The following is an 11,005-nucleotide window of genomic DNA, read 5'->3' on the forward strand; positions in this document are numbered from 1 at the left end:
CCGTGAAAAGGGTTTTTGCCGAGAATTGTCGCCAAATATAGGCGCTTATATAGTGAAAAGCACTGGCATTTCTTTTTTACACTGCGCCCATCATTGCTCTAACAACAGACGTGCGCGGCCCTGCCGCGATGAGGGATACAAAATGCGTGTAATGGTCTTGGGTAGCGGCGTCATCGGTACCGCCAGTGCTTACTATCTGGCCCGTGCCGGGTTTGAAGTGGTGGTGGTCGACCGGCAGCCAGCCGCAGCCATGGAGACCAGTTTCGCTAACGCCGGCCAGGTGTCGCCAGGCTATGCCTCGCCGTGGGCCGCGCCGGGCGTGCCGCTCAAGGCCATCAAGTGGCTGCTGCAACGCCACGCCCCTCTCGCGATCAAGGCCACCGCCGACATCGATCAATACCTGTGGATGGCGCAGATGCTGCGCAACTGCACTGCTAACCGTTATGCGGTGAACAAGGAGCGCATGGTCCGCCTGTCCGAGTACAGCCGCGATTGCCTCGACGAACTGCGCGCCGAAACCGGCATCGCCTATGAAGGCCGCAGCCTCGGCACCACTCAATTGTTCCGCACTCAGGCACAGCTCGATGGCGCCGCCAAAGACATCGCCGTGCTGAAAGAATCCGGCGTGCCGTTTGAAGTCCTCGACCGCGCTGGCATTGCCCGCGTTGAACCGGCGCTGGCGGGCGTCACTGACATTCTCGCCGGTGCCCTGCGCCTGCCGAACGACCAGACTGGCGACTGCCAGATGTTCACCACCCGCCTCGCCGAAATGGCGGTGAAGCTGGGTGTGGAATTCCGTTTCGGCCAGGACATCCAGAAACTCGACTACGCCGGTGATCGCATCAACGGCGTGTGGATCGACGGCAAGCTGGAAACCGCCGACCGCTACGTGCTGGCCCTCGGCAGCTACTCGCCGCAATTGCTCAAGCCGCTGGGCATCAAGGCCCCGGTGTATCCGCTCAAGGGTTACTCGCTGACCGTGCCGATCACCAACCCGGCGATGGCCCCGACCTCGACCATTCTCGACGAGACCTACAAGGTCGCGATCACCCGTTTCGACAACCGTATCCGCGTCGGCGGCATGGCCGAGATCGCCGGTTTTGACCTTTCGCTGAACCCGCGTCGCCGCGAAACCCTGGAGATGATCGTCAACGACCTTTATCCTCAGGGCGGTAATCTGGCCGAGGCGAGTTTCTGGACCGGCCTGCGTCCGACCACCCCGGACGGCACGCCGATCGTTGGCGCTACGCCGTTCAAGAACCTGTTCCTGAACACCGGTCACGGCACCCTCGGTTGGACCATGGCGTGCGGTTCCGGTCGTTTGCTGGCCGACCTGATGGCGAAGAAAAAGCCGCAGATCAGCGCCGAAGGCCTCGATATTTCCCGTTACGGCAACAAAATTCAGGAGTCCGCAAAACATGGCAATCCAGCGCCAGCTCACCAATGAGCGCATGAGTCAGATCGTCAGCCACAACGGCACCGTGTATCTGGCGGGGCAGGTCGGCGACGACTTTGACGGCGGAATTGAACAGCAGACTCGCGAAGTTCTTGCCAATATCGAGCGTTTGCTCGATCTGGCCGGCACCGACAAGCAACACCTGTTGTCGGCGACGATCTACCTGAACGATATCGAAGCGCACTTCGCCGGGATGAATTCGGTGTGGGATCAGTGGCTGCCAAAAGGCGCTGCTCCGGCCCGCGCCACCGTCGAAGCGAAAATGGCCAAGCCGAGCATTCTGGTGGAAATCTCTATCGTTGCTGCGCTGCCTTAGACCGTTGTAAAGATCCCTCTCCCGGCGCTGTTGGCGGTTCACGTCGTCAGTCGGCGCCGGTTTTTCTTCCCATGACCGCCTAGAAGTCTGCCGCCATGCGTCCTGCCCGTGCCCTGATCGACCTAGAAGCCCTGCGCCACAACTACCGAATTGCCCGCGAAGTCACCGGCGCCAAGGCGCTTGCGGTGATCAAGGCCGACGCCTACGGCCATGGTGCGGTGCGTTGCGCCCAGGCACTGGAAGCCGAGGCTGATGGTTTCGCGGTTGCCTGCATCGAAGAGGCTTTGGAGCTGCGCGCCGCTGGCATTCGTGCGCCGGTGTTGCTGCTCGAAGGTTTCTTCGAGGCCGATGAGTTGGCGTTGATCGTCGAGCATGATTTCTGGACGGTGGTGCATTCGCTGTGGCAGCTCGAAGCGATCGAACAGGCAACACTGAGCAAACCGATTACCGTGTGGCTGAAGCTCGATTCCGGCATGCACCGCGTCGGTCTGCACCCAAAGGATTATCCGGCGGCTTATCAGCGTCTGTTGGCCAGCGGCAAAGTGGCAAAGATCGTCTTGATGAGCCATTTCGCCCGCGCCGATGAGTTGCACGCGCAGAGCAGCACCGAGCAAGTCGCGGTGTTTGAAGCGGCGCGTCAGGGGTTGGCGGCTGAGGTCAGTCTGCGCAACTCGCCCGCCGTGCTCGGTTGGCCGCAGATTCACAGCGACTGGGTGCGCCCGGGCATCATGCTCTACGGCGCCACGCCGTTCGAAGAAGCCAACGCCGTCGCCGATCGCCTGCAACCGGTGATGACCCTCGAATCGAAAGTCATCAGCGTGCGCGAACTGCCGGCCGGTGAGCCCGTAGGCTACGGCGCCAAATTCATCACCGACAAACCGATGCGCATTGGCGTGGTCGCCATGGGTTATGCCGACGGTTACCCGCGTCAGGCGCCGACCGGCACGCCGGTGTTGGTGGCTGGCAAACGCAGTCGCATTCTCGGTCGCGTGTCGATGGACATGCTCTGCATCGATCTGACTGACGTGCCGGAAGCAGACCTGGGTTCGACTGTCGAACTGTGGGGCAAAAACATCCTCGCCAGTGAAGTGGCGCAGTGGGCCGACACCATCCCGTACCAGATCTTCTGCAACCTGCGTCGAGTGCCGAGGCTCTATTCCGAGGGTTGACGCCGCTGCGGGGGCCAAGTGTTGTAAATACTGAACGCTGTCGCCATGATAACGCTCAATATTCTTACAACATCAGGAGGCTCGCGCCTTGGACGTCGGTGAACGACTGCAATCGATCCGCAAGCTCAAAGGGCTTTCCCAGCGTGAACTCGCCAAACGCGCGGGCGTCACCAACAGCACCATTTCGATGATCGAAAAGAACAGCGTCAGCCCTTCGATCAGTTCGCTGAGAAAGGTACTGGGCGGCATTCCCATGTCCATGGTCGAGTTCTTTTCTGAAGAAATCCTGCAGGAAGTTCCGACCCAGATCGTCTACAAGGCCAACGAGCTGATCGACATTTCCGACGGCGCCGTGACCATGAAACTGGTCGGCCGCGCGCACCCCAGCCGCGCCATCGCATTCCTCAATGAAATCTACCCGCCGGGCGCTGACACCGGCGAAGAAATGCTCACCCATGAAGGCGAGGAAACCGGGATTCTGGTGGAAGGTCGTCTGGAACTGGTGGTGGGTCTGGAAACTTTTATTCTCGAAGCCGGCGACAGCTACTACTTTGAAAGTACCAAGCCGCATCGTTTCCGTAATCCGTTCGACTTGCCTGCGCGACTAATCAGCGCAGCCACGCCGGCGAATTTCTAAATCAAGAGGCGCCAGGCCATTACGCCGAAGGCACCCGGACAGTTTTACCGATGCGCAACAAGACCCCTTTAATCATGGGGTTGTTTCAGTGTAGCGGCCTACCCGCTATACTTGCGCCCGCCTGCGAACCGTGGCCGCAGGCGTGAATAGCCACCATTGAGGGTGAACGCGTGAATCTAATTATGAAAATGCTGGCTGCACCAGCAACCGTATTGGCCCTCTGGGCTGTCAGCGCTCAAGCTGCGACGAATGACGACATTGCCAAGCGCCTCGAGCCGGTCGGCCAGGTGTGTGTTCAAGGGCAGGAATGCAAAGGGATGGAAGTGGCGGCGACTGCTGGCGGCGGTGGCGGTGCGAAAACTCCGGATGAAGTGATTGCCAAACATTGCAACGCTTGCCACGGCACTGGCCTGTTGGGCGCGCCGAAAATCGGTGACACCGCGGCCTGGAAAGAACGCGCCGATCACCAGGGCGGCCTCGACGGTATCCTCGCCAAAGCCATCACCGGTATCAACTCGATGCCACCGAAAGGCACCTGCGCCGATTGCTCGGATGCCGAGCTCAAAGGTGCAATCGAGAAGATGTCTGGCCTGAAATAAGCCGCGCTTCTCACGCAAAAAACCGTCTCCGGACGGTTTTTTTGTGGCTGTGAATTGCGCCTGAGGCTGTTCATTGCAGCAAAGTAGCGGCAAGCTCGGTCTACCTCTATTCACGGAACGGGCAGGAGGCTTCAGATGGTGCAGTTGTGTTCGATCGAACAGGCAGTGGACGACGTGCTGGCGCGGTTGCCGGCGCATATTCACATGGGCATGCCGCTGGGCCTGGGCAAACCCAATCATTTCGTCAACGCGCTGTACCGGCGGATCAAAGGCCTGCCCGAGCGGCAACTGACGATCTACACCGCGCTTTGCCTCGGCCGCCCGGCGTTGGGTGATGGTTTGCAAAAGCGCTTTATCGAACCCTTCGTCGAGCGCGTCTTCGGTGATTACCCGGAGTTCGATTTCCTCGCCGACCTGCACCGCGACAGCCTGCCTGCCAACATTCGTATCGAACAGTTTTTCATGCAGCCCGGCAGCCTGCTCAACAGCGCGCCGGCCCAGCAAGATTACGTCAGCAGCAATTACAGCCACGCCGCCCGCGACATTAACGCCGCCGGGCTGAATCTGGTGGCACAGTTGTTGGCCAGCAGCAGCGAGCATCCGGATCGACTCAGCCTGAGCTGTAACCCGGACATCACCCTCGACCTGTTGCCGATGATCGCCAAGCGTCGCGAAGCCGGGGACACCATTTTGCTGGTCGGCCAGGTTCACACCGATCTGCCGTACATGCCCGGCGATGCTGAAGTGGATATCGACACCTTCGACTTGCTGATCGACGCGAAGGACAGCAGCACGCTGTTTTCCACGCCGAACATGCCGGTGGGGTTTCAGGACCATTTCATTGGATTACATGCGAGTGCGCTGGTGCGCGACGGCGGTACGTTGCAGATCGGCATCGGCTCGATGGGCGACGCGCTGACGGCTGCATTGCTCGCACGTCAGGCGGATAACGCCGGTTACCAGGCGTTGCTCGATGACATCAACCTCAGCCAATGGGCGCAATTGATCAACCGCGAGGGCGGCACCGGGCCGTTCGCCAAAGGTTTGTACGGTTGCAGCGAAATGTTCGTCAACGGCCTGCTGGTGCTGGCGGATGCCGGGATCATTCGGCGCAAGGTTTATCCCGATGTTCCGACCCAGGAACAGGCCAACGCCGGCACCCTCGACGAGGCAGCGCAAACTGACGGCATCTCGGTGCACGGCGGCTTCTTCCTCGGCCCGCGCAGTTTCTACGAGCGCTTGCGTGAGCTGCCGGTGAGCAAACGCCTTGAATTCAACATGACTCGCATTAGCTACATCAACGAGTTGTACGGGCAGGAAGAGCTCAAGCGTTTGCAGCGACTTGATGCGCGGTTTATCAACACCGTGTTCACCATGACTTTGCTTGGCGCGGGCGTGGCCGATCAACTGGAAGACGGGCGCGTGCTCAGTGGCGTCGGCGGGCAGTACAACTTCGTGGCGCAGGGCCATGCGCTGCACGATGCGCGTTCGGTGTTGATTCTGCGCAGCTGGCGCGAATCCGGTGGTGACGTCAGTTCCAATATCGTCTGGGAATACGGCCACTGCACGATTCCACGGCATCTGCGCGACATCGTCGTGACCGAGTACGGCATCGCTGATTTGCGCGGCAAATCCGATGCGGCGGTGATCGAATCGCTGCTGAATATCAGCGACTCGCGATTCCAGCAGGGCCTGATCGAACAAGCGCAGAAAGTTGGCAAACTGCCGAAGGATTTCCGCCTCGATCCACGCTTCGCCGACAACACGCCGCAGCGCTTGCAAGCCATTGCTGCGCGGCATCCAAACCTGTTTCCGGAGTATCCGCTGGGCTGTGATTTCACCGCAATCGAACGGGATCTGCTGCGCGCGCTGAACTGGCTGAAGAGCAAGTTCAAACTCACCGAAATCCTCGAACTCGGCAAAGCAGCCCTCGACGCCCCCGAGGCATCGCTCTACCCCGAACACCTTGAGCGCATGCAACTCACAAACCCGGAAGGCCTGAAAGAAGACCTCTTCCAACGCCTGCTCCTCACCGGCCTAAAAGCCACCGCACAATAACCGCCCACCCCAAAACGAACTGTGGGAGCCAGCCCTGCTGGCGATAGCGGTCAACCAGTCATGAAGATATTGACTGACACGACGCCATCGCTAGCAGGGCTAGCTCCCACAGGGTATTGCGGTGTTGCTGGTTAGTCGATGAAGGTGACGACGCCATCCTTCAGCGATTTCACGCGGGCCAGCGATTCGACGCGGTAGCCTTGCGAGTCCAGCTCGGCGCGGCCGCCCTGGAACGATTTCTCGATGACGATGCCCAGACCGGCGACGGTCGCGCCGGCCTGTTTGATGATCGAGATCAGCGCTTGCGAAGCCTTACCATTGGCCAGGAAGTCGTCGATGATCAGCACGCGGTCGCTGCTGGTCAGGTGACGCGGGGAGATGGCCACGGTGCTTTCGGTCTTTTTGGTGAACGAGTAAACGGTCGCCGACAGCAGGTTTTCGGTCAGGGTCAGGGACTGTTGCTTGCGGGCGAAGATCACCGGCACGCCGAGGTTCAGACCGGTCATGATCGCCGGGGCGATGCCCGAGGCTTCGATGGTGACGATCTTGGTGATGCCCGAATCCTTGAACAGCGCGGCGAATTCGTCGCCGATCAGCTTCATCAGGGCCGGGTCGATCTGGTGGTTCAGGAAGGCGTCGACCTTCAGGACCTGGTCGGAAAGCACAATGCCTTGTTCGCGGATTTTCTGGTGCAATGCTTCCATGAAGCTGTCCTCTTTTGGCGCTTGGTGCGCCGAAGGTCTAGTAAAAAAAGTGGTCAATTCTAGCGCTTTAACATCGCGCGTATATCAGCCAATGCGCTGTTGCCGCGCACGACTTTGACTTCGGTCGGGGTGTCGTCGTTGCCTTCCCAGGCCAGATCGTCCGGCGGCAGCTCATCGAGGAAGCGACTCGGCGCGCAGTCGATGATCTCGCCGTACTGCTTGCGCTTAGCGGCGAAGGTGAACGCCAGCGTCTGACGGGCGCGGGTGATGCCCACATAGGCCAAGCGTCGTTCTTCTTCGATGGTGTCGGCTTCGATGCTGGAACGGTGCGGGAGGATTTCCTCTTCCATGCCCATGATGAACACGTAAGGGAATTCCAGGCCCTTGGACGCATGCAGGGTCATCATCTGCACGCCTTCGGCGCCGTCCTCTTCTTCCTGCTGACGCTCGAGCATGTCGCGCAGAACCAATTTGCCGATGGCGTCCTCGACGGTCATCTCACCTTCTTCGTCCTTCTCGAGAGTGTTTTTCAACGCCTCGATCAGGAACCAGACGTTGCTCATCCGGTAGTCGGCCGCCTTGTCGCTGGAGCTGTTGGTGCGAAGCCAGTTCTCGTAGTCGATGTCCATGACCATGCTGCGCAGCGCCGAGATCGGGTCTTCGCCGGCGCACTGCTCGCGGACTTTGTCCATGAAACGCTTGAAGCGCGACAGGCGATCGGTGAAACGGCTGTCCAGATGCTCGCCCAGACCGATTTCGTCGGTGGCGGCGTACATCGAGATCTTGCGTTCGGTGGCGTAGTTGCCGAGTTTTTCCAGGGTGGTCGAGCCGATTTCCCGGCGCGGCACGTTGATCACGCGCAGGAAGGCGTTGTCGTCATCCGGGTTCACGATCAGGCGGAAGTAGGCCATCAGGTCTTTCACTTCCTGGCGGCCGAAGAAGCTGTTGCCGCCGCTCAGGCGATACGGCACCTGGTGGTGCTGCAACTTCAGCTCGATCAGTTTGGCCTGATAGTTACCGCGATAGAGGATCGCAAAATCGCTGTACGGGCGGTCAGTGCGCAAGTGCAGGCTGAGGATTTCCATGGCCACGCGCTCGGCTTCGGCGTCCTCGTTACGGCAGCGGATCACGCGGATCTCGTCGCCATGGCCCATCTCACTCCACAGCTGCTTTTCGAATTCATGCGGGTTGTTCGAGATCAGCACGTTGGCGCAGCGCAGGATACGACTGGTCGAGCGATAGTTCTGTTCGAGCATCACCACTTTCAAGGACGGATAGTCGTCCTTGAGCAGCATCAGGTTTTCCGGTCGCGCGCCGCGCCAGGCGTAGATCGACTGATCGTCGTCGCCGACCACGGTGAACTGGTTGCGCTTGCCGATAAGCATCTTTACCAGCAGGTATTGGCTGGCGTTGGTGTCTTGGTATTCGTCGACGAGCAGGTAGCGCACCTTGTTCTGCCACTTTTCGAGGATGTCGGCGTGTTCTTCGAAGAGCTTTACCGGCAGCAGGATCAGGTCGTCGAAGTCCACTGCGTTGAACGCTTTGAGCGTGCGCTGATAGTGGGTGTAGACGATGGCGGCAGTCTGTTCCTTGGGATTGCGCGCGTTCTCCAGCGCCTGAGGCGGCAGGATCAGGTCGTTTTTCCAGGCGCCGATCATGTTCTTGATCTCGTCGACGCCGTCTTCGCCCGCGTATTCCTTCTGCATGATGTCGGTCATCAGGGACTTGACGTCGGTCTCGTCGAAGATCGAGAAACCGGGTTTGTAGCCAAGCCGCGCGTGTTCCTTGCGGATGATGTTCAGACCGAGGTTGTGGAAGGTGCAGACCGTCAGCCCGCGTCCTTCGCCGGCGCGCAGCAGGGTGCCGACCCGCTCTTTCATCTCGCGCGCGGCCTTGTTGGTAAAGGTCATGGCGACGATGTACTGGGCGCGGATGCCGCAGTTCTGGATCAGGTGCGCGATCTTGCGCGTGATCACGCTGGTCTTGCCGGAGCCAGCACCGGCGAGCACCAATAGAGGGCCGCCGACGTAGTTCACGGCTTCTTGCTGCCGGGGATTGAGTCGGGACATACGAAAATTCGGGAGTCGTTGACGAAATGGGCCGGCATTTTAACAGGCTCTGAGAATTGTGCTGCTCTGTCCGACTTGTGACGTACCACGCGATTCAAATTTGCCGGTTTTGTTACTTTCACGCAGGATGCGCGGTGATTTTGCGGCTAATGTTCTCATTCGTGACACAAAATAACGGTTTGATAACCGTTGTCATTTGGTCATTGAACGGCGCAACGGCATAATGCCCCGCCCACACCATTGCAGAGTCTAGGGAGCTAGCTTGTCTACGCCTGTCGAACCCTTGCGTTTGCTGCTACTGGCCGAAGAGCCAGCGTGGACAGCGTTATTGCGCGAGTGTCTGGCTCCGATGGGGAGCGCGGCGGTGCTGATCAGCGCGCCGAGCTGGGAGTCGGTCAGCAGTTTGTTCGAAGACAACCGCCACGCGGTGTTGTTGACCCTTCCAGCGTTGCAACCGGCACCCGGCCGCTGCAGCCTGCCAACGGTATTGTTGCTGGAACACGAACCGGACGCCGCGCCGGTTGGCGTCAGCGACTGGCTGGTATTCGACGCCCTCGATGCCGACACGCTGCGCCGTTGCCTGCGCCATGTGCGCGAACGCGGCGTTCTGGAAAACACCCTGCAACGCCTCGCCGAACAGGATCCGCTGACCGGCATCGCCAATCGTCAGGGTTTCCAGACCTTGCTCACGGCACGCCTCGCTGAAGGCGATGGTCGCGGCCTCGCCCTCGGTCATCTCGATCTCGACAACTTCCGCCACGCCAACGACGCCCTCGGCCATCAGGCCGGCGACCGTTTGATCCTGCAAGTCGTCGCGCGGCTGAAAAGTCAGCTCGAGGCCGGCGATCAACTGGCGCGGCTGGGCAGCGATGAGTTCGCCCTGCTGATCGACACTCGCCGTGCGCCGCAACGCGCCGAGTGGATCGCTGAGCGCATCACCGAAGCGCTCGCCGAACCGTATTGGGTCGATGGTGAAAGCCTGCTGATCGGCTCCAGCCTGGGCATCGCCCATGCCCGCGCGCAGGGTGGGGCCGATCCGCTGATGTGGCACGCGCATATCGCCATGCAGCAGGCCAAAAGCACTCAAGGCTGCACTTTTCATATCTTCAACGAACGCATCAACCGCAATGCGCGGAGCATGGCTGACCTTGAAAGCGAGTTGCGCCGGGCCTTGCGTCGCGATGAGCTGGAACTGCATTACCAGCCACGACTGAATCTTGAGGATGGCCAGATTGTCGGCCTCGAAGCCTTGGTGCGTTGGCGCCATGGCGAACGTGGTTTGCTGCCGCCAAGCGAGTTCGTGCCGCTGGCCGAGCAGAGCGGCTTGATTGTGCCGTTGGGTTACTGGGTGATTTCCCGGGCCCTGCGTGACATGCAGGCGCTGCGCGAGCACGGGTTGCCGGCGCTGCACATGGCGATCAACCTGTCGTTCCGCCAGTTTCAGGACAGCCAATTGTTGCCGACCCTCAGCCGTTTGATCGCTGAGCGTGGCGTCGAGGCGCAATGGCTGGAATTCGAACTGACTGAAACCGCGGTGATGCGCCGCAGCGATCTGGTCAAGCAAACCATGGACGCCCTCGGCCGCCTCGGTGTGCGCTTCTCGCTGGATGACTTTGGCACCGGGTTTTCGTCGTTCGTCCACCTCAACAGCCTGCCGATCACCTTGCTGAAGATCGACAAGAGTTTTGTCGGCGGCATGGAGCAGCGTGAAGAGAACCGCAAACTGGTGCACGCGATGATCAATCTTGCGCACAACCTGCATCTGGAAGTGGTTGCCGAAGGTGTCGAGACGTCGGAGCAACTGGAACTGCTGCGCGGGTTCGGCTGCGATCAGGTGCAGGGTTTCCTGATCAGCCGGCCGCTGCCGCTGGCGGAACTGGTTGAATACCTCACCTTCGGCTCAAGCCAGCAGGATTCTGTGGAGGCCGTTTAAAAGATCGCAGCCTGCGGCAGCTCCTACATCGATCCCTGTAAGGAATTTCACAGGACGCACGCCT

9 protein-coding genes are annotated in these 11,005 nt (G+C 60.1%); 7 read left to right on the forward strand and 2 right to left on the reverse strand.

The features are described 5' to 3' along the window. The first annotated feature begins 142 nt into the window (after positions 1 to 142). The 6 genes from dadA (at position 143) to ACQ4OE_RS23355 (ending at position 6,235) form a co-directional block, all read left to right on the forward strand. The gene (gene dadA, locus ACQ4OE_RS23330) at positions 143 to 1,447 is read left to right on the forward strand and encodes a D-amino acid dehydrogenase (RefSeq protein WP_150649016.1); all 1,305 of its coding nucleotides are present in this window, start codon (positions 143 to 145) and stop codon (positions 1,445 to 1,447) included. Further along, complete coding sequence (locus ACQ4OE_RS23335; protein ID WP_122594530.1) at positions 1,419 to 1,772, forward strand: RidA family protein; 354 nt, start codon at positions 1,419 to 1,421, stop codon at positions 1,770 to 1,772. Before dadA ends, ACQ4OE_RS23335 begins: the two co-directional genes overlap by 29 nt. A gap of 95 nt (positions 1,773 to 1,867) precedes the next feature. Then, on the forward strand, positions 1,868 to 2,941 hold the full coding sequence (gene alr / locus ACQ4OE_RS23340) for an alanine racemase (protein ID WP_430948058.1): 1,074 nt from the start codon (positions 1,868 to 1,870) through the stop codon (positions 2,939 to 2,941). A gap of 88 nt (positions 2,942 to 3,029) precedes the next feature. After that, positions 3,030 to 3,578: a cupin domain-containing protein gene (locus tag ACQ4OE_RS23345; protein WP_008086779.1), complete on the forward strand. Its 549-nt coding sequence runs from the start codon at positions 3,030 to 3,032 to the stop codon at positions 3,576 to 3,578. Positions 3,579 to 3,760: 182 nt separating this feature from the next. After that, positions 3,761 to 4,177: a c-type cytochrome gene (locus ACQ4OE_RS23350; RefSeq protein ID WP_430948063.1), complete on the forward strand. Its 417-nt coding sequence runs from the start codon at positions 3,761 to 3,763 to the stop codon at positions 4,175 to 4,177. 135 nt (positions 4,178 to 4,312) lie between these two features. Beyond that, on the forward strand, positions 4,313 to 6,235 hold the full coding sequence (locus ACQ4OE_RS23355; protein WP_430948059.1) for an acetyl-CoA hydrolase/transferase C-terminal domain-containing protein: 1,923 nt from the start codon (positions 4,313 to 4,315) through the stop codon (positions 6,233 to 6,235). A 131-nt stretch (positions 6,236 to 6,366) separates the two neighbouring features. Here the strand turns inward: ACQ4OE_RS23355 and ACQ4OE_RS23360 are convergent, their stop codons facing one another. Next, complete coding sequence (locus ACQ4OE_RS23360) at positions 6,367 to 6,939, reverse strand: xanthine phosphoribosyltransferase (protein WP_430948060.1); 573 nt, start codon at positions 6,937 to 6,939, stop codon at positions 6,367 to 6,369. 59 nt (positions 6,940 to 6,998) lie between these two features. Then, positions 6,999 to 9,008 (reverse strand): DNA helicase Rep, encoded by a 2,010-nt coding sequence (gene rep / locus ACQ4OE_RS23365; protein WP_008086063.1) that lies wholly within the window; start codon positions 9,006 to 9,008, stop codon positions 6,999 to 7,001. A gap of 262 nt (positions 9,009 to 9,270) precedes the next feature. On the opposite strand from rep, the gene ACQ4OE_RS23370 reads away from it, so the two are divergent. Beyond that, on the forward strand, positions 9,271 to 10,941 hold the full coding sequence (locus tag ACQ4OE_RS23370; RefSeq protein WP_430948061.1) for a putative bifunctional diguanylate cyclase/phosphodiesterase: 1,671 nt from the start codon (positions 9,271 to 9,273) through the stop codon (positions 10,939 to 10,941). Positions 10,942 to 11,005 lie beyond the last annotated feature (64 nt).

This window comes from Pseudomonas sp. WC2 (assembly GCF_050586545.1).
Classification (GTDB): domain Bacteria; phylum Pseudomonadota; class Gammaproteobacteria; order Pseudomonadales; family Pseudomonadaceae; genus Aquipseudomonas.

Coding starts and splice junctions, on each gene's coding strand:
- dadA (WP_150649016.1), top strand. CDS start 143: ATGCGTGTAATGGTCTTGGGTAGCGGCGTCATCGGTACCGCCAGTGCT.
- ACQ4OE_RS23335 (WP_122594530.1), top strand. CDS start 1,419: ATGGCAATCCAGCGCCAGCTCACCAATGAGCGCATGAGTCAGATCGTC.
- alr (WP_430948058.1), top strand. CDS start 1,868: ATGCGTCCTGCCCGTGCCCTGATCGACCTAGAAGCCCTGCGCCACAAC.
- ACQ4OE_RS23350 (WP_430948063.1), top strand. CDS start 3,761: ATGAAAATGCTGGCTGCACCAGCAACCGTATTGGCCCTCTGGGCTGTC.
- ACQ4OE_RS23355 (WP_430948059.1), top strand. CDS start 4,313: ATGGTGCAGTTGTGTTCGATCGAACAGGCAGTGGACGACGTGCTGGCG.
- ACQ4OE_RS23360 (WP_430948060.1), bottom strand. CDS start 6,939: ATGGAAGCATTGCACCAGAAAATCCGCGAACAAGGCATTGTGCTTTCC.
- rep (WP_008086063.1), bottom strand. CDS start 9,008: ATGTCCCGACTCAATCCCCGGCAGCAAGAAGCCGTGAACTACGTCGGC.